Here is a 20506-nt window from a genome sequence, read left to right as displayed (position 1 = left end):
AATAATGAAGAAAATCACTAAAAAAATAGAACAAAGTATGGTTGTTATTGCGTTGAGTCTTACCCAGATCACAACGCCAATACTGGTGATTGCTGAAACATCTGAGGCTGATCAGCCAGCTGAAACAACTAGTAAAATAGACAAAGAAAAAGATCCTATCTTGGCTTCATCTGAAAAAGAAGCTTCCTCATTCACTTCAAGTGCTAGTAGTCAAGAAGAAGCTGATACTTCTTCCAGTGAAGAGAACGAAGTGGATCAAAGTGAGGAAACATCAGGTATAAAAGATTCTAGTGTTGCAGAAACTGAAACCAACAAATCTTCTACTGATCCCAAAATAGCTAAGAAAGAAGAAAATGCTTCTCGTTCCAATCGACAAATAAAGGCGCAAGAACTTTTAAAGAAAGGAACACTGCTTACGATGGCTGATGAAGAGTACAGCCAAACACAGGAAACAAGAGTGCTAAATAATACACCAGTTAAACTAAAATTGGATTTTGAAATCATTGACGAAGATTACTTAGCTGGAACAACTGTTGTTTTTAGTTTGCCGGACACCCTTGGATTTACCGATAATCAAGGGACGATTCAAGGCATCGATGCGACTTGGCAAGTAGACAGTGCCAATCGTCAAGTAACGATCACTTTTAATCAAGCTATCCACGATGCAACATTTTCCCTTGAATTAAAGAGTTATCTTTATTCAGAAAGTACCCCGCAAATCAAAGTGACAATTGATGATCTAAATAAAACCAGTTATGCGATCGATCTTTATGAAGATGTCGAATCATTGAAGTACGAGCAACAAAAAAACATTTTTGGTCTAGATGGTACAGTGTATTATAATTTAGACCGCAAGCTCTCGGGAACGGAAACACTCTCTTTGCAACTTATTGACATCCCAGGAGCAGTTTTCAAAAAAATAGAATCGCAACCACTAAAGGTTTATAGCTATGATGTAGATATCAAAGGAAATATCAAGCCAGAAACGCAAACGGAGCTAGTCGCTGGCACAGATTATACAATTACAGCTAATGACTTACAAAATACAGCAGTTGAGATCAAACAAATGGATCAGCAAAAGGCTTATGGTGTTGTCTATCAATTCACGATGAGCTTATCTGAAATTAGTGACCATCAGTATTCTTATTACAAAAACTATCCAACCACCGGTTTTGGATCAGTAAATCTTGAACCATCGGCTGGGAAGTACCGTGGAATTTCTTTTGTGGCAAAAACTAGTCAAACTGAAAAAGAAATTTCATCAAGGTATTATACAGCTGTTGCCGGTGGAAATTTATATTCCAATGAAAAGGGATCCTACTATTTAACATTACATGGCATGCCAACTGAAATGAAAAAAGGACAGCAGATAACGATATCCGCTGAAAATGGACAGGAACTTACAGTGAAGCAACTAATGGTCAATGATGCTTTTTATCAAAATGTACCTTTAGATGAATACTTTAAAGTCGAAAATTCTAACGGCATGTTGACCTTGACGGCAACCAAAGACAGTAACCTAGCATTTTCCATGATTCATCTTACGGTTCCTTTTGATCAAAAAGACATCGTCATGAATGTCACGACTCCTTTGATTCCCAATGAAAAATTCAAAGTGATTGGGGATGATTATGTACAACCGATCTCAGTTTTATATCCTAATTCAGCTGAGACAGCTTGGGGGAACTACAACCAAAATGGTGCCTATGCAAATGATACTTCAGTCAACGTTGAAGGAAGCACAACACAACCTGTCGAAAATCTTAAAATCTTCGTCGAACATCCAGATTATTTGACACTTAGAAAAGTTCCAGAAGTGAACTATTATTACAAGATCGATCAAGATTACCGTATCGAGAAGGTTGAGGGAGGGTCCTTAGTTACTTTTATTACGCCAATCAATCGTTCAATTCAATTTGACATTGGATTTAATTATGTGCCAGACAGTCTCGCTTCTACAACGCGGATCCCAGTAGATAAAATTCCGATTAGTATCTCAGCGGATGGCTTGGATACTGTCAATACAACAGTTACCACTGGAAGAAAAAACTATTCAGAACAAACGTTGCAAGGAAGCAAAAATCAATTTTTAGTTAATGCCCGGCAAGATACCATCAAAGATCTGAAGGTACAAACACATGTACCAATGAATACAGATGTCGTATTTTCCATTATCGATGTCTCCAATGATCAAGTGGACGGGATTTATCCTCAATACTGGGATCGGGGGCAATACAATACGCAAGTCATGAAAGAAACAGATCCGAATTACCCTACCATCACGCATGATGAAGCGACGAATTATTATACGTTCGATTTTGGGACAACTAATCACAGATACATCATTGCCTATCATTATGCAAATGGTTGGCAGGAAATGAAATCAATTCTGATACCGGGATTTTCTAAAGAACCACTGTATGGTAATCAACAAGGGTCATCGACGGTCACTGTCTCTAATACCGCAACAGACATTATCGATATTAGTCAAAGGACAGTTACTAGCGCAAAAAACGTAACCCAAGTCACTGTGAAAACGAAAAACATTGATGATGGAACAAAGAAAGTTGTAAATCCAACGTTCAGCTTAAAATCTATTGGTAACACCAATGGAGAAATCGATCCAAACTCCATCAGAATCTCAAATGTTCCTGATGATAGTTATAAAGTAGAGAAAGTTAATGGTGAGATTCAGCTGGTTTTTGCAAACTATGTGCTTAAGGAGAACGTGGAGATCAGCTATACCGTCCTTTCTCAAAACGCTGGTCAAATTTCTGCATCAGCCACCATCTCATCCGAGACGATTGATACATTGTCCGAAGCAAAGCGCACCGCGACATCCACTATCGCAAATCTGCAATTTTCAGCAGGTGATTCGGAAGGGATTATCTATAAAACGTCTGCTTTACTTGATGTCTTTGATACAGAAAGGCCGACAAAAAAGATTGCTGGAGTTTCATTAATGTTAATCAATCAGTTGACTGGAACTGTGATCAACACCACCACTGATCAAGTAGGCGAGTCACAGTTGACAGATATTTATACAGGTAAATACAAGATATACGTTTCAAAAGTTCCTGAAGGATATGTTGTTCCAGAAGATATTCAATCTGGTATGGATGTAAAAGTCAATCGAACGGGTAACCAGATATCTATTGGAATCACACCAGAAAAAGATTTATCCAGTATTTCAGTAAAAGACAGCACCTTATACGTAGGAGACACATGGCAAGCCGAGGACAACTTTGTCTCTGCGACGGACAAACAAGGCAATAACGTAACATTTTCAGAAGTAACCATTAGCGGCGATGTTGATACTTCAAAAGCAGGTAGTTATCAAGTGACCTATAAAAATGGAAACGCCGAGTCAGTGGCAACGATCACCGTCGTGTCTGATCAAGCAACCGTGGTAGCCAAAGATAGTACGCTCTATGTGGGAGATTCTTGGCAGGCGGAAGACAACTTTGTATCCGCCACAGATAAAGACGGAAAAGCAGTATCAATCGCTGATGTAACCGTCACAGGTACGGTAGACACTACGACACCCGGAAAATATGAAGTCAGCTACCGCAATGGAAAAGTCGAAGCAGTAGCTACGATCACAGTTTTAGCAGATCAAACAAGCGTCAAAGCAAAAGACAGCACATTGTATGTAGGAGACACATGGCAAGCCGAGGACAACTTTGTCTCTGCGACGGACAAACAAGGCAATAACGTAACATTTTCAGAAGTAACTGTTAGCGGCGATGTTGATACTTCAAAAGCAGGTAGTTATCAAGTGACCTATACCAATGGAACAGCTAAGTCAGTGGCAACGATCACCGTCGTGTCTGATCAAGCAACCGTGGTAGCCAAAGATAGTACGCTCTACGTAGGAGATTCGTGGCAGGCGGAAGACAACTTTGTATCCGCCACAGATAAAGATGGAAAAACAGTATCACTCGCTAATGTAACCGTCACAGGTACGGTAGACACTACGACACCCGGAAAATATGAAGTCAGCTACCGCAATGGAAAAGTCGAAGCAGTAGCTACGATCACAGTTTTAGCAGATCAAACAAGCGTCAAAGCAAAAGACAGCACATTGTATGTAGGAGACACATGGCAAGCTGAGGACAACTTTGTTTCTGCGACGGACAAACAAGGCAATAACGTAACATTTTCAGAAGTAACTGTTAGCGGCGATGTTGATACTTCAAAAGCAGGTAGTTATCAAGTGACCTATACCAATGGAACAGCTAAGTCAGTGGCAACGATCACCGTCGTGTCTGATCAAGCAACCGTGGTAGCCAAAGATAGTACGCTCTACGTAGGAGATTCGTGGCAGGCGGAAGACAACTTTGTATCCGCCACAGATAAAGACGGAAAAGCAGTATCACTCGCTAATGTAACCGTCACAGGTATGGTAGACACTACGACACCCGGAAAATATGAAGTCAGCTACCGCAATGGAAAAGTCGAAGCAGTAGCTACGATCACAGTTTTAGCAGATCAAACAAGCGTCAAAGCAAAAGACAGCACCTTATACGTAGGAGACACATGGCAAGCCGAGGACAACTTTGTCTCTGCGACGGACAAACAAGGCAATAACGTAACATTTTCAGAAGTAATCATTAGCGGCGATGTTGATACTTCAAAAGCAGGTAGTTATCAAGTGACCTACAAAAATGGAAACGCCGAGTCAGTGGCAACGATCACCGTCGTGTCTGATCAAGCAACCGTGGTAGCCAAAGATAGTACGCTCTATGTGGGAGATTCTTGGCAGGCGGAAGACAACTTTGTATCCGCCACAGATAAAGACGGAAAAGCAGTATCATTCGCTAATGTAACCGTCACAGGTACGGTAGACACTACGACACCCGGAAAATATGAAGTCAGCTACCGCAATGGTAAAGTTGAAGCAATAGCTACGATCACAGTTTTAGCAGATCAAACAAGCGTCAAAGCAAAAGACAGCACCTTATACGTAGGAGACACATGGCAAGCTGAGGACAACTTTGTTTCTGCGACGGACAAACAAGGCAATAACGTAACATTTTCAGAAGTAACTGTTAGCGGCGATGTTGATACTTCAAAAGCAGGTAGTTATCAAGTGACCTACAAAAATGGAAACGCCGAGTCAGTGGCAACGATTACCGTCGTGTCTGATCAAGCAACCGTGGTAGCCAAAGATAGTACGCTCTACGTAGGAGACACATGGCAGGCAGAAGATAACTTTGTCTCTGCGACGGATAAAGAGGGAAAAACGTTGTCAGTAGCTGAATTGGATATAACAGGGGATGTCGATACTACGACACCTGGCAAATATGAAATCAGCTACCGCAATGGTAAAGTTGAAGCAATAGCTACGATCACAGTTTTAGCAGATCAAACAAGCGTAGTTGTTAAGGACTCAGTAGTGTATGTAGGCGATCAATGGGAGGCTAAGAACAATTTTGTTTCAGCAACTGATCGTGAGGGCAATACCCTATCAATTGAACGACTTCTTATTGAAGGATCTGTTGATACCAGCAAGGTCGGTACTTATCAGGTGAACTATTCTGTTGTTTCAGATGAGAAAGTAGCAAATCCAGCGCTGTTTGAGCGCATATTTGGGACAACCAAACAATTGGCTGTTACGGCAACGGCTACGATTCAAGTGATCGAAAAACAACCAGCAACGGACGATGGAAAAAAATCTAACAACAACGATCAAACTAAACCAGTTGATCCAAAGTCAAATGATGGAAGTAAGCTGGTCAAAGCAACTGCTAAAGATCGTCAACAGCGAGTTTTGCCAAAAACTGGTTCGAGTGACAATCAAGTTTATCCATTAGTGGGAATTGCATTCATTGGGCTTGTTGTTACCTTCTTCTTTAGAAGAAAGAAAAAAGCGAACGAATAAGCTTATAAAATTGGCTCAATAGCCAAGCAAGAAAGCAGCGAGTATTCGTTGCTTTTTTGTTGGTCCTTAGTAAGTTAGTCCTAGCAGCTGGCAAAAAAAGAGCTGACTATTCTTTTAACGTACCTGGTTGACTAGTTCGTGACTGCATGTCGTTTATTTAAAGGACTGCAATGAAAAATGGAACGAACAAATCAATGATGATTCGTTCGTTCCGTGGATTGTGTGGTCTAGTTTAGTTGTTCTTCGGAAACATTCTCTAGGTAATCATCAACAGCCTTCAGAGTATCATCTAACGCACCTTTTTCAAAGGGCGAACGTAAGTGAGCTGTTTCGAGAATTTCAAGAAATGTTTGTGTACCGCCGACTTGACAAATGGCCAAATAATCTTGCCAAGCAGTAGGATCTTGGGCTACGATCGAACGATACCAAAATTGAAAGGCACAAACTTGAGCTAACGTATAGTCGATATAATAAAAGGGTGACTCAAAAATATGTCCTTGTCTAAACCAGTAAAGCCCGCGATCCAAATCAGGAAATTCACTGTAGTCACGTTCTGGACAATAGCGGCGTTCCAGGTCTCTCCAACAAGTTTTGCGTTGCTCTGGAGTCCAATCAGGATTTTCGTAGACTTCTTGTTGGAAGTGATCAACTAACACGCCGTAAGGTAGAAATTGTAGACTGCTAGCCAGATGAGCGAACTTGTACTTTGCAGTTTCCTCTTCAAAAAAAGCATCCATCCAAGGCCAAGCGATAAATTCCATTGACATGGAATGAATCTCACAAGACTCGAAATTTGGAAAAAGAATTTCTGGCTCTTTGATCCAACGAGACTGAAACGCTTGAAATGCATGACCAGCTTCATGAGTCAAGACATCTACATCAGCAGCAGTCCCGTTGAAATTCGCAAAAATAAAAGGAGATTGATATTCCTGGATAAAGGTACAGTAACCTCCAGATTGCTTGCCTTTTTTGCTTAAAAGATCCAAGAGCTCATGATCAACCATGAAGTCAAAGAATTCACCTGTTTCTTGAGACAGTTCATGATACATGGTACGGGCTTTCTCCACTAATTCGTTTGCGGTGCCTTTCGGTGTTGCATTTCCGTTCGGATAGACCAATGGCAAATCCGCAAAAGTGGCTTTTGATAGCTGATTACGTTTTGCTTGGCGGGCATACAGCTTTTGAGTGATTGGGACAACTTTTTCTAAAATTTCCTTTCGATAGGTTTCGATCATTTTGCGATCATAATCCCAGCGGTTCATTTGGACATCTGCAAAAGCAACATAATTTTCGAAGCCCAATTTATGGGCGATTTCTGTACGCACTTTGATCAATTCATCATAAATTGTGTCGAATGTCGTTTCATTTTCAGCAAAAAATGTTGTTTGAATGTTTATTGCTTCCAAACGAATTTCACGATTTTTGTGTTCAGTAAAAGGGCGTAGTTGTGCAAGGGTATAGCTGTCTCCTTGGAACTCCAGCTGGGCGGAAGCAATCAATTTGCCATAATCAGAAGTCAGTTGATTCTCTTTTTGGAATAATTCGATCAGTGATTCATCAAATAACTTCACGCGACTTTCAGCAAATAAAAAGAACGTTTCTGGATAGATAGTTTTTAATTCTTCCACTAGCGGTGAAGCGAGTAGACAACGGTAGAAACGAAAATCCAGTGATTCAAAATGAGGCTGGTACTCATTCCAAAATGTATCTTCTGCTTCATAATACGGATCCGTCGTATCAATTGAGTGTCGAATTGAAGCCAAGTTGACTGCCGTGTCGATCGTTCCCCGCAAATAATTCAATTCATCGATGGCTGCTTTCGCAGATTCAAGGTTGGCTGCTTCCTCAAGGTTGTGTAACGCTTCCAAATAATTGTGTTTGTAAGAATCAAAATCTGGTCGTACGTAAGTATAGTCTGAAAATTTCAATTAAATCCCTCCTCTTTAAAAATAATAGCATAAAATAAAAAGAAATAGGTAGTTCCAATAACACGTGTAGTAAGTTTTAAGATAGAATGATAAAATAGAGAGGAACAGTTTGCGAAAAAGAAGCAGCTGAAGAATCAATGGAGATGAAGAGAGGGACTATTATGACAGAAACCGTCAAGGTCAATGAGTTGGCTGAGGCTTTGAACTTAGAGATCGTCCAAGGGGATGAAACAAGTTTGGAACGGACAATCATCACCGGGGATATTTCGCGACCGGGGTTGGAATTGACCGGCTATTTCAATTATTATTCCCATGATCGATTACAACTATTTGGAAGTAAAGAAATTACTTTTGCTGAACGAATGATGCCGGAAGAGCGGTTGATGGTCTTGCGTAAAATGTGTTCAGAAGATACACCTGGATTCATTGTTTCCAGAGGATTGGCTATCCCAGAGGAAATGATCCAAGCTTGTGCAGAGCACAATATCGCAATTTTGCGTTCGCCTATTTCAACTTCACGATTGCTAGGTGAACTTTCGAGCTATTTAGATGGACGATTAGCAGCTCGAACAAGCGTACATGGAGTTTTGGTAGATGTTTATGGATTAGGTGTCTTGATTCAAGGAGATAGTGGCATCGGGAAAAGCGAGACGGCATTAGAGTTGATCAAGCGTGGACACCGGCTGATTGCTGATGATCGAGTAGATGTTTATAAGCAAGATGAACTGACACTGGTGGGAGAACCGCCCAAAATCCTCCAACATCTAATTGAAATTCGCGGAATCGGAATTATCGACGTCATGAACTTATTTGGTGCCAGTGCAGTCAGAGGCTATATGCAAGTGCAGTTGGCAGTTTACCTTGAAGCGTGGGCTAAAGATAAAAAATATGATCGCTTAGGTACGGATGATACAACTGTTCAGATTGGTGAAGTAGATATCCCGCAAATCAAGATTCCAGTAAAAACCGGACGAAATGTCGCCATCATTATTGAAGTTGCAGCCATGAATTTCCGGGCAAAAACAATGGGTTATGATGCGACACAAACGTTTGAGAATCGATTGACACAGTTGATCGAAGAAAATTCTGGAAATTAGAGAGGAACAGTTTATATGTTAGCTTTAGTAAATCGTGTTGCTTTTGAGTTGTTCGGTCTGCCGATCTATTGGTATGCGATCATTATTGTCTCCGGTGTCATCATTGCGATGTGGTTGAGTACGAGAGAAGCAGTCCGTGTGGGATTGAAGGCCGATGATGTAACGGACTTTATGTTGATTGGCTTGCCAGTTTCAATTATCGGGGGCAGACTGTATTACGTCCTATTTGATTTAGAACCTTATTTGAAAGATCCAATTCAAATTTTCAATACTCGTTCTGGGGGATTGGCAATCTATGGGGCTTTGATCGCTGGAGGAATATGGCTGTATTTCTTTTGCCGACGCAATTTTATTTCACCAGTGACCTTTTTGGATATTGCAGCACCTAGCGTGTTGTTGGCACAAGGAATTGGACGTTGGGGGAATTTCATGAATCATGAAGCTCACGGCGCAGAAGTCAGCCGTTCCTTTCTAGAAAGTCTCCATCTACCTAATTTTATTATTGATAATATGAATATCGATGGAGCTTATCGACAACCAACATTCTTATACGAATCTGTCTGGAATGTTTTAGGTTTTATTGTTTTGGTCTTACTCCGTAAGAAAAAAGGACTTTTAAAAGAAGGCGAAGTCTTCCTAGGGTATCTGATCTGGTACGGTTTTGGACGCTTCTTCATTGAAGGAATGAGAACGGATAGTTTGTACTTGTTTGGACCGATCCGAGTATCGCAAGTCTTATCAGCTGTGTTATTCTTTGGTGCAATCATCGTCTTGATCTGGCGCCGTAAAAAAACAAAAGTAAAAGATTATAACCGTTCCTATGGAGAAAATGAATATGTAATCTAGCAGTTATTTTTCGGCAACTATGGTAAAATGATTGAGTGAAGTTTTATTGTAAATGAACAGAGGAGGTTTCCATCGTGAAACAAAAAATAGCCGTATTAGGCCCTGGCTCTTGGGGGACTGCGCTTGCGCAAGTGTTATCCGAGAATGGTCATGAAGTGAAAATTTGGGGCAACAATCCAGCTCAAATCGATGAAATCAATACGTACCATACGAATCGTCATTATCTGCCGGATTTGAAGCTACCAGAAAATATTTTAGGTGTTAAGGCTCTTGAAGAAGCGATCACTGATGCAGATGCCATTCTTTTCGTTGTACCGACGAAAGCAATTCGGGCGGTCGCTAAAGAGTTTGCCGAAAAGGCAACCAATCGTCCCGTGATCATCCATGCATCGAAAGGATTAGAGCAAGGAAGTCACAAGAGAATATCTGAAATTTTGGCAGAAGAGATTCCTACAGAGAAACGACAAGATATTGTTGTGTTATCTGGACCTTCTCATGCAGAAGAGGTGGCTGTCCATGATATTACTACCATTACTGCAGCGAGTGAAAATGAAGAATCAGCAAAATATGTGCAGGAATTGTTCATGAATGACTATTTCCGTATTTATACGAACAATGATGTAATCGGGGTTGAGACTGGTGCAGCATTAAAAAATATTATCGCAATCGGTGCGGGAGCAATTGCTGGCTTAGGCTTTGGAGACGACGCAAAAGCGGCGATCATGACCCGCGGGTTAGCTGAAATCAGCCGACTAGGAGTAGCTATGGGAGCCAATCCATTGACCTTTATCGGTTTGAGTGGTGTTGGTGATTTGATTGTGACTTGTACGAGTGTTCATTCACGAAATTGGCGTGCGGGAAACTTACTTGGTAAAGGACACAGTTTGGATGAAGTATTAGAAAACATGGGAATGATCGTTGAAGGTGTAGCGACGACAAAAGCAGCGCGAGAACTGGCAGCAGCTTTAGGTGTTGAAATGCCAATCACCGAAACCATATATTCCGTTCTTTATGAAGGAAAAGCAATTGAACAAGCAGCCAAAGAAATCATGCTGAGAGATGGCAAAGAAGAGAACGAGTTTACGCTTGAAAAGTAACGATAAGGAGAGAGACAAATGAATGTAAAAAAAGCAGTTATTCCAGCAGCAGGATTAGGGACCCGTTTTTTACCGGCAACAAAAGCAATGGCTAAGGAAATGTTGCCGATCGTTGATAAACCAACGATCCAATTTATTGTTGAAGAAGCTTTACAATCAGGGATCGAAGATATTTTGATCGTTACCGGAAAAGCAAAACGCCCAATTGAAGACCATTTCGATGCAAACTTAGAACTAGAAATGAATCTGCAAGAAAAAGGCAAAACTGAATTATTGAAATTGGTCGAAGAAACCACAGATGTTAATCTTCACTTCATTCGTCAATCACATCCTAAAGGGTTAGGGCATGCTGTCCTACAAGCAAGAGCCTTTGTAGGAAATGAGCCCTTCGTGGTAATGCTTGGCGACGACTTGATGGAAGATGAAGTCCCATTAACGAAGCAATTGATCGATGATTACGAAACAACGCATGCTTCAACGATTGCTGTGATGGATGTTCCGCATGAAGACACATCAAAATATGGGATTATTGATCCTGGCATGCAAGTTGATAAAGGATTATACAACGTGAAGAACTTTGTGGAGAAACCTGCTCCAGACAAAGCGCCTAGTGATTTGGCAATTATTGGCCGCTATTTGTTGACCCCAGAAATTTTTGATATCTTAGCTAATCAAAAACCAGGTGCCGGCAATGAGATTCAGTTGACTGATGCTATTGATACGTTGAATAAAACACAACGCGTATTTGCTCGCCAATTTACTGGTAAACGGTATGATGTTGGTGATAAATTTGGTTTCTTGAAGACAAGCATTGAATATGGCTTGAAACACCCAGAAGTCAAAGACAGTCTAAAAGAATACTTGATTGAATTGAGTAAAGAATTAACACCAACTGAAAAAACAGCAACCCAGCCAAAACCAACAAAAGAGAACAAGTAAGAAGAACGCTTGCCGAACAACTGACGATCAATCAAAGTTGTTCGGCATTTTTTTGGTTTTGTATGAAAGCGGATAGATTTTAGTAAAAAAAACAAAATTCGCTAGTCTTTTATTTGTAGAACGCCGTTTGAAATGCTATTCTTAATATAAGTAAAAGGGGAAGGAGACATTTTATGACAGGAGGAGAGATTGCAGCATTGATCGCTGCGATTGCATTCGTCGTACTTGTCGTTTTTGTTGTACGATTATTGATGCAAGTAAGCAAAACGATGACCAAAGTGGACAAAACAGTGGAAGAAGCCAATACCACGATTCGAGTCATCACCCAAGACGTAGATATCCTTTCAAAAGAAGTGGAGGGATTGTTGGTTAAGACCAATGAATTGCTGCAGGATGTAAATGGCAAAGTTGCGACCATTGATCCGCTCTTTACTGCAGTAGCAGATTTAAGTACCAGCGTCTCTGAATTGAATAGTTCAGGAAAGAACTTGGTCTCGCGAGTTGGCAGTTTAGGTCGAACAACGGCTAAAGCAACTGTTGCTGGTAAAGTAGGTCAAACAGCAATGAAATTTTTCAAAGACCGTAACAAACAACAATAAGAGGAGGAATTTCAATGAGTAAAAAAGGTGGATTTCTATTAGGTGCAGTAATTGGTGGGACAGCAGCAGCGGTAGCAGCCCTGTTATTAGCACCCGAGTCAGGTAAAAACTTGCGAAACAAACTAGCCAAACAAGCCGATGATTTATTGGATAAAGCTTCTGATTATGGTGATATGGCTAAAGATAAAAGTACCGATTTAGTGGAGATCGCTAAAGATAAAGCAGCTAAACTTGGCGAACAAGCTTCAGGTTTTACTGATTCATTGACTGCAAAAGTAGATGACTTAAAAGATAATGCAGCTAGTTCTTCTAGCGATACAGTTGAAGAATTAAAAAAACAGGCAGGAGATTTATCTGAGCGCTTCAAAAAATCTGCTGACGAAGTCAAAAATTCTGCTAGTGATCTTCATGAAGACGTCCAAGAAACAGCAGAAGACATTTTTATTGATGCAAAATCTTCCGCTGCAGACATGAAGGAAACGGTAAAAGAAGGGGCAGAAGAGGCCAAACCAATCGTAGATGATGCTGCAAAAGAAACAAAATCAGCAGCAAACGAATTGAAACATGAAGCAAATAAAAAAGCGGCTGATGTAAAAGCAACAACAAAATCAGAAGCCAAAGATGCGAAAGAAGATTTTGAAGAAGTCAAAGAAGAATTAAAAGATAAAATGGAAAAAAATAATCCAGAAGCATAATCTTTCTCTTTTGAAAGTTAAAGGAGCTGCTTTTAATCGGTAGCAAAAAAACATCCAAACGAAGATAAAATGCCGAGCCGTGACAACACGGTTCCTGCGATCAAACAGATCACAGACGCATTTATTTCTAGTTTGGATGTGTTTTTTTTAGCGAAGGCGCACATAGTTAAGCATTTTTGATCTCTTGATCACATAGTGAGTAGATCCAATCAGATAGTTGGGAGAATTGAAAGCCATTTGCTTCAGCTAGTGCTACATTTATCGAATATTCTGGCGTGCCATTGTATTTCCCGGCTTCTCCGGTAGGTGATAAAAGTGGGTCAATGCCAGTCTCTTTTGAGACATAAGCTAAAATTTCTGCCAGTGAGAGGGTACCTTTAGCAGCAGCGTTGACGGGTCCTGTAAAGGAACTGGTTCCTAAAAATGCTAAAAATTTTCCTGCTTCTTTAGAATCGATAAAACTCATTTGATGGGAAAGATTGTCAATAAACATGGCTTTTTTTTGACAAACGGATTGAATATAGAAAGACAACCGTTTGGTATAGTCATCAATTCCCACCACATAAGGAAAGCGGACAAATGCCGAATTTTGTGAGTATTTTTGGCTTAAAATCTCCTCGACACTGCGTTTTCCTTCTGCATAGTTCACTTGTTCTGAGGTCACAAGACGATAAGCATGTGCTGTTGGATCAAAATCTTTTTCGACCAGATTGTCATGGAAAGTTGGATAAACAGACATAGAGCTTGTGACAATATAGCGTTCGGTAGTGACATGACGCATCAAAATATCAATATCATTGGAGGTATAGGCGATATTATCGTAAATCACATCATAAGTTTCTTTTGTCAAAACAGATCGGATACTGTCTTCATCTTCTCTGTCAAAAATCAATCGAGTTACCTTTGGACCAAATGAGTCTGGTGTTTTTCCACGAGTAGCAATCGTTACGTTCGCACCCTGTGTAAGCAGTTCATTGACGAGATGTTTGCCAAAAAAGCGTGTCCCACCTAAAACCAATACATTTTGCGTCATAATCCATCTCCTTTTTTAATTCAATACTAGTAGCTCTTTTGCAGTTTTTGTAAACGGCACACAACCAGTTTCAGTAACATAGATACAATCTTCGATACGAACACCGACTTGTTCAGGAATGTAAATCCCAGGTTCGATGGAAAAACACATGCCTTCTTCAATCACCAAATCATTCCCGGTAATCAATGATGGAAATTCATGAACCGTTGTGCCGATCCCGTGACCCAATCGATGATTGAAGTATTCACCGTATCCATGACTTTCGATGACCCCACGAGCAATTTCATCCAGTTGACCCGCAGTAATGCCTGGTCTAACAGCTGCTTGGGCAGTCAGTTCCGCTTCAAGGACGATATCATAGATATTTCGTTGCAATTCAGTCGGCTCGTGATAGGCAATGGTACGCGTTGCGTCGCTGCAATAGCCATTCCAGATCACACCTAGGTCGAAGAGAACTAGTTCATTTGGTTTGATTTGTTGTTTACCTGGAACCCCATGAGGGCTTGCAGCATTGGCACCTGCTAAGACCGTCGTATCAAAGGACATGTGGGAAACGCCGCGTTTTTTGAGTTGATATTCAATCTCTGCAACGATCTCCATTTCAGAAATACCTTCTTTGACAGCAGAAAAACCAATCTCAAAAGCGACGTCTGCCCAATTACCTGCTTCAAGCAATGTGTCGATTTCCGCTGCTGTTTTGGTTAATTGCATTTTCTGGATCACAGGAGTGATATCAAGTGAAAAATCAGTTCCTGGAAGGAAACCATTCAATGCTTCGAAACGTTCAACAGTCAAATCATTCTTTTCTAGTGCTAATCGTTTGAGGTGATAACGAGATTCTAGCTCTGAACAGATTTTTTTCCAAGGATCTTCACTATCTAAATAACCAATCACATCGTAGGGCCAGCCACTATTTTTAGCTTCTTCAACTTCTAAAGCTGGTGTAAATAGGAAAGGGTCTTTATCAGGTGAAAGAAAGAGTGCTAATACGCGTTCATGAGGTTCACTCTTGAAACCTGAAAAATAGGCAATCGTTGAAGGATTTGAGATATAAGCGACCTCAGCTTGATTGTTGGCTAACCACGTTGTCATTTCTTGTATTTTTTCTTTATTCATGAAAAAACCTTCTTTCAAGTATTCTTTCTCCATTTTAGCACGCTTTACTGGAGAATGCTTGTCCGTAAATATGTAAAATTGACTAAGTTTTCATGAAAGCGGAATTAAAACGGTTGCATATTCGCAAAAAATTTGCTATTCTATCAAAGAAATGTAAATAAGATTTTCTGAAAACAGAATAAAGGGAGATATATCATGGAAAAACAAACAATTACGATTTATGATGTTGCTCGTGAGGCAAATGTTTCGATGGCGACGGTTTCTCGTGTCGTGAACGGCAATCCAAATGTTAAGCCAGCGACACGTAAGAAGGTTCTGGAAGTCATTGACCGCTTAGATTATCGTCCAAATGCTGTTGCACGAGGATTGGCTAGCAAAAAAACAACTACAGTCGGTGTAATCATTCCCGATGTCAGCAATATGTTCTTTTCTTCATTGGCTCGTGGGATCGATGACGTAGCAACGATGTACAAATACAACATTATCTTGGCGAATTCCGATGGCGATAGTATGAAGGAAGTAAACGTACTGAACAATCTTTTGGCAAAACAAGTAGACGGTGTGATTTTCATGGGTCATCGGATCACTGATGAAATCCGTGGCGAATTTTCGCGTTCAAAAACACCAGTGGTACTTGCTGGCTCAATCGATCCCGATGAACAAGTGGGGAGCGTGAACATTGATTATACAGCAGCTACGAAAGATGCAGTAAGTTTACTAGCCAAAAACAATCAAAAGATCGCTTTTGTCAGCGGTGCATTGATTGATCCAATCAACGGTCAAAACCGGTTGAAAGGGTATAAAGAAGCGTTAAAAGAAAACAACTTAGACTATTCAGAAGGCTTGATTTTTGAAGCGCCTTATAGCTTTAAAGAAGGCTTGGCATTAGTTGAACGAATCATGAACAGTGGAGCGACAGCGGCATATGTAACAGACGATGAACTTGCTATCGGTGTTCTAGACGGTTTGATTGACCGAGGTGTCAAAGTACCTGAAGAATTTGAAATCATTACAAGCAACAATTCTTTATTGGCAGAAGCTGCCCGTCCACGTTTATCTAGCGTGACACAGCCTTTATATGACATGGGTGCTGTAGCGATGCGTTTACTAACGAAAATGATGAACAAAGAAGAAGTAGAACAAAAAACAATTGTTTTACCATATGGTATCTCTGAAAAGAGTTCAACGAAATAAGTGAGAAAAAAGAAGAAACCGTTCTTAGGAGCGGTTTTTTTATTTACATATAGATATAAAAAAGAACAGGAGCAACGATGTGCTTCCCGTTCTTCAGGTAAAACAGATTTTGGCAAATGACTGTGATGACGTAATCAGTCATCCTCTTTCTGCTCGTTTTTCTTTTCTTCCGTTTTTTCTGCTTCTTTTTGATTATTGTTATTGTTCGTGGCGTTTTCTTCTTTATTGGTACTTCTAGAGCCATTGTTCGTGGCTGTATTGGTAGAAGTAGATGTTGTTGTTCGGCTAGGGGCGATTTTCTTCCAATAATCTGCATAATTGGCATTCGATCCGCCAATCCCAAATTCAAAGGATGCTTCTTTGGGACCGCTTTTTGTCCAATACGAAGTGACTGTGTCGCTTGGATTGGTTCTTCTTGTGTTATCTACTGTGACCGTGCCGCCTGGAAGTGTTCCTGTAGCCTTAGACACTTTGATCTTTTTGACATCATCGGATAACTCGAATTTTTTATCCACTCCAAAGACCTTCTGGTCGGATTGATAAATGCGATTGATCAAATAAGCCATGTATTGAGCGGTACGTGTTCCGGCACTACTATCGGTGGCTTTGTTGTCATCACGACCAGACCAGCTACTGATGGTAATGGAAGGAGTTGAGACCACGAGCCAAGAATCGGACCAATTGTTTGTCGAACCTGTTTTACCGACCCAATCGGCATTTCCAAGGTTCCAATCCAGACCACTAACAACGGATTTAAAGTTAGACGTCTTTTGTTCGTCAATTACACTGCGCATCATGTCATTCATGATTGATGCTGTTGCTTCAGAGAAGACTTGAACTGGTTTTTGTTCATGCTGATACAAGACTTCGCCTTCATTGTTCTTGATCGATTCGATCACATAACCTTCCTGGTAAACGCCTTTGTTTGCTAACGTTTGGAATCCATTGGTCTGAGTTAAAACAGTTACGTTGGTGACTCCTAAAGGAGCAGACTCATAAGCCCAACTATTGTCTTCAGGATAGTTCATCTTGCTCAAATAATTCTTATAAGAGAAGAATGGGTCACCTTCTTGCTCCCAAATGTCTTGAAAAATGTTTGTCGCAGCGATATTACTAGAGACTTCTAATGATTCTCGAATCGACATAAAGGTATTGGTTCCCTTATTTGTCGCGTTAACGATTGGTTCATCCGCATTTTCACCAGTGCGCCATTTAGCTGCGTAATCAGAGACCATTGATTCAGAACCCATCAAGCCTTCATCGATGGCAGGACCGTAAACGAGCATTGGCTTAATACTTGATCCAGCTTGTCTTTGGGCATCGAACGCATGATTGAATTGATTTTGCTGATAATCGCGACCACCAATGAACCCAAGCACACGGCCTGTTGCATTATCCATCATGACATTCCCAACTTCAATGGGCGCATCGCCCCAGTTATCCAGCATATAGCCATATTTGGACACAGCGTCTTGCATGGCATTATAGATGTTTTTATCAATGGTAGAGGTAACTGTGTAACCACCATTGACTAATTTTTGTTGTGCTAATTCTAAATATTTCTGATAGGTTTCTTCTTTACTGTATTCTTCTGCGCTAACTTTATCTTCGTCCGCCAATTGTTTAGCGATGATATCTTTGGCTTCATTGAGAACCGTATAATAGAGGAAACTCTGATCGGTCTGCTCAATGGCTTCTTGTTTTTTGAAGTCTTGTTTCAAATCATAAGCCATTGCTTCGTCGTATTCTTTTTTTGAGATGTCATGATTACGATACATACTAAAGAGGACGAAGTCTTTTCGATCTAAACCGGCACTGAGATTTTCTTTGATTTCACCAGTATTCGTGTACGGACTATAGACGATCGGGCTTTGTGGCAATCCAGCAATAAAAGCAGCTTGGGGCAGTGTAAGATCGGCAGCATTGACGCCAAATATTCCTTGGGCCGCTTCTTGCACGCCGGCAATATTTTGCCCTTTATTATTTCTACCAAATGGTGAAATATTTAAGTACATTGTGACTATCTCATCTTTAGAGAAAAACTTTTCGACTTCCATCGCCAAGAGAATCTCATTTGCTTTGCGTTTAAAAGTAGTTTCGCTTGAGAGAATTTGCTGTTTGACTAATTGCTGAGTTAATGTCGATCCACCGCCACCACCAAAGCCAGTTGCTTCAGAGAGGAGGGCACGGACGACCGCTTTAGGAACGACGCCATTATGCTGATTGAAATATTCGTCTTCTGTTGCAATGATCGCTTTTTTGAGATAATCAGAAATTTTATCTGAAGAAACCGATGTACGCATCAGATCTGATCGAATCGTGGCGATTTTACTACCATCCGCATAAGCTAGCTGTGAAGTCTCTGTGATGTCGGTTAATTCTTGCTGCAGTTCTTCTTTTGACGGGGCAGCGGTATCTTCTACTAAAAATGCAAAATAGCCAACACCGATACCTAGTGCGAGTGAACCGCCCAGAATCAAAAAGGAAATTGCGACTAAAAAGAGCGAATGGAGCACGCGCAAGCTGATATTGAAATAAAACCAGCTCTTTTTCGTACTTGGAGATTTTGGTTGTTTTTTCTTATTTTGGGGCAAAAATGGTCACCTCAATGATATTAGAATAGATTCCGTTGTATTATAGCAAAAATCAACGCACTTGGATAGTTTTGCTCGTTATCACAATCAAATTATAACAAATACGGGATTGATCCAAAATGGGATTAAGGCTTTTCTTTAGGCGGATTTTCAGTTAATATGAACAGTGAGTAATGATTTAGGAGGAAAAAAAATGAGTTCAGACTTTTTTGAAGAATTAAAAAGTCGTGGTCTGGTTCATCAGACTACTGACGAAAGTGCATTGATCAAACAATTAAACGAAGAGTCTGTGAAACTATATATTGGGTTTGATCCAACCGCTGATAGTTTGCACATTGGCCATCTTTTACCGATCTTGATGCTGCGCCGTTTCCAACAACGAGGGCATGTTCCTATTGCATTAGTAGGCGGAGGAACAGGGATGATTGGGGATCCATCTTTCAAGGACCAAGAACGGCAATTAAATACATTAGATACCGTCAAGGAATGGTCTCAAAGTATCAAAAATCAATTGTCTCGTTTTATTGACTTTGAGGATCAAACGAATCCAGCAATTTTAGCCAATAATTATGACTGGTTAGGCGAATTAAAATTGATCGATTTCCTACGTGATGTGGGGAAGAACTTTACCATCAACTACATGATGAGCAAAGAAAGCGTAAAACGCCGCATTGAAACGGGAATTTCTTATACCGAATTTGCTTACCAATTGCTGCAAGCCTATGACTTCCTAAATCTTTATGATGAACATGGCTGTCTATTGCAACTTGGAGGCAGTGACCAGTGGGGAAATATCACGTCAGGAATTGAACTGCTACGTCGCGAACGAGAAGTCCAAGGGTTTGGTTTGACGATGCCTTTGATTACTAAGGCAGATGGTACCAAGTTTGGTAAAACTGAGGGGAATGCAGTTTGGCTAGATGCCGACAAAACAACACCTTACGAATTTTATCAGTTTTGGATCAATACGGATGACCGTGACGCTGTGAAATTCTTGAAATACTTCACTTTCTTATCCCTTGAAGAAATTGCAGCAATTGAAAAAGAATTCTTAGCTGCACCAGAAACACGAGTTGCCCAAAAAGCGTTGGCCAAAGAAGTGACCACATTAGTTCATGGTGCAAAAGCATATGAGCAAGCTGTTCATATTTCTGAAAGCTTGTTCAATGGGGATATCAAAGGACTGTCTGCTGACGAAATTGCACAAGGATTCAAAGGGGTCCCAACCTATCAAGTCTCGAATGATGATGAGTTAAACATTGTAGAATTGTTGACTACTTCGAAAATCGAAGCATCGAAACGACAAGCCCGGGAAGATATCCAAAACGGGGCAATCTATGTGAATGGCGAACGCCAACAAGACTTAAATTACGTGATCAACGAAGAAGACCGTATCGGCGGCAAATATGTTGTTATTCGCCGTGGGAAGAAAAAATATTTCTTGTTGACATTTTAGCCAGTTGCTAGAGAGTGAAATGAGTAAA

At 40.6% G+C, this 20506-nt stretch carries 13 protein-coding genes; 9 read left to right on the top strand and 4 right to left on the bottom strand.

The features are described from left to right. Positions 1-4 precede the first annotated feature (4 nt). The gene (locus IGJ45_RS10055) at positions 5-5884 is read left to right on the top strand and encodes a bacterial Ig-like domain-containing protein (RefSeq protein WP_438768675.1); all 5880 of its coding nucleotides are present in this window, start codon (positions 5-7) and stop codon (positions 5882-5884) included. Between the two features lie 227 nt (positions 5885-6111). On the opposite strand, the gene IGJ45_RS10050 is transcribed toward IGJ45_RS10055, so the two are convergent. Next, complete coding sequence (locus tag IGJ45_RS10050) at positions 6112-7812, bottom strand: M3 family oligoendopeptidase (protein ID WP_349703764.1); 1701 nt, start codon at positions 7810-7812, stop codon at positions 6112-6114. A gap of 161 nt (positions 7813-7973) precedes the next feature. Here IGJ45_RS10050 and hprK point away from each other — a divergent pair, with 161 nt between their 5' ends. The 6 genes from hprK (at position 7974) to IGJ45_RS10020 (ending at position 13085) form a co-directional block, all read left to right on the top strand. Next, a complete protein-coding gene (gene hprK, locus IGJ45_RS10045; protein WP_003126230.1) occupies positions 7974-8909 on the top strand; it encodes an HPr(Ser) kinase/phosphatase in 936 nt (311 codons plus the stop codon). 15 nt (positions 8910-8924) lie between these two features. Continuing rightward, positions 8925-9755: a prolipoprotein diacylglyceryl transferase gene (gene lgt / locus IGJ45_RS10040; protein WP_103299686.1), complete on the top strand. Its 831-nt coding sequence runs from the start codon at positions 8925-8927 to the stop codon at positions 9753-9755. A gap of 74 nt (positions 9756-9829) precedes the next feature. Continuing rightward, entirely contained in the window at positions 9830-10852 is a 1023-nt protein-coding gene (locus IGJ45_RS10035; RefSeq protein ID WP_409531782.1) for an NAD(P)H-dependent glycerol-3-phosphate dehydrogenase, read from the top strand. Positions 10853-10870: 18 nt separating this feature from the next. After that, positions 10871-11791 carry a UTP--glucose-1-phosphate uridylyltransferase GalU gene (gene galU, locus IGJ45_RS10030; protein WP_003126234.1) on the top strand — a complete coding sequence of 307 codons (921 nt, stop codon included), beginning with the start codon at positions 10871-10873 and terminating at the stop codon, positions 11789-11791. A gap of 173 nt (positions 11792-11964) precedes the next feature. Further along, positions 11965-12390, top strand: coding sequence for a DUF948 domain-containing protein (locus tag IGJ45_RS10025; RefSeq protein WP_003126235.1), 426 nt, complete (start codon positions 11965-11967; stop codon positions 12388-12390). Between the two features lie 14 nt (positions 12391-12404). Then, complete coding sequence (locus IGJ45_RS10020; protein ID WP_003126236.1) at positions 12405-13085, top strand: YtxH domain-containing protein; 681 nt, start codon at positions 12405-12407, stop codon at positions 13083-13085. 166 nt (positions 13086-13251) lie between these two features. Here the strand turns inward: IGJ45_RS10020 and IGJ45_RS10015 are convergent, their stop codons facing one another. Together IGJ45_RS10015 and IGJ45_RS10010 are read right to left on the bottom strand one after the other, a co-directional pair. Further along, complete coding sequence (locus IGJ45_RS10015; protein ID WP_003126237.1) at positions 13252-14118, bottom strand: NAD-dependent epimerase/dehydratase family protein; 867 nt, start codon at positions 14116-14118, stop codon at positions 13252-13254. A gap of 15 nt (positions 14119-14133) precedes the next feature. Next, positions 14134-15234, bottom strand: a complete 1101-nt coding sequence (locus IGJ45_RS10010) for an aminopeptidase P family protein (protein WP_252711421.1) — start codon at positions 15232-15234, stop codon at positions 14134-14136. 195 nt (positions 15235-15429) lie between these two features. On the opposite strand from IGJ45_RS10010, the gene ccpA reads away from it, so the two are divergent. Further along, positions 15430-16428 carry a catabolite control protein A gene (gene ccpA / locus IGJ45_RS10005; RefSeq protein ID WP_060815299.1) on the top strand — a complete coding sequence of 333 codons (999 nt, stop codon included), beginning with the start codon at positions 15430-15432 and terminating at the stop codon, positions 16426-16428. A 134-nt stretch (positions 16429-16562) separates the two neighbouring features. On the opposite strand, the gene IGJ45_RS10000 is transcribed toward ccpA, so the two are convergent. Then, positions 16563-19022, bottom strand: coding sequence for a transglycosylase domain-containing protein (locus IGJ45_RS10000; protein WP_349703762.1), 2460 nt, complete (start codon positions 19020-19022; stop codon positions 16563-16565). 193 nt (positions 19023-19215) lie between these two features. Here IGJ45_RS10000 and tyrS point away from each other — a divergent pair, with 193 nt between their 5' ends. After that, the gene (tyrS, locus tag IGJ45_RS09995) at positions 19216-20478 is read left to right on the top strand and encodes a tyrosine--tRNA ligase (RefSeq protein ID WP_123867033.1); all 1263 of its coding nucleotides are present in this window, start codon (positions 19216-19218) and stop codon (positions 20476-20478) included. Positions 20479-20506: the final 28 nt, after the last annotated feature.

Source organism: Enterococcus sp. DIV0574 (assembly GCF_051711125.1).
GTDB lineage: Bacteria > Bacillota > Bacilli > Lactobacillales > Enterococcaceae > Enterococcus_D > Enterococcus_D gallinarum.
The sequence above is the reverse complement of the archived record's forward strand: the minus strand, read 5'-3'. Positions and strand labels throughout refer to the sequence as shown.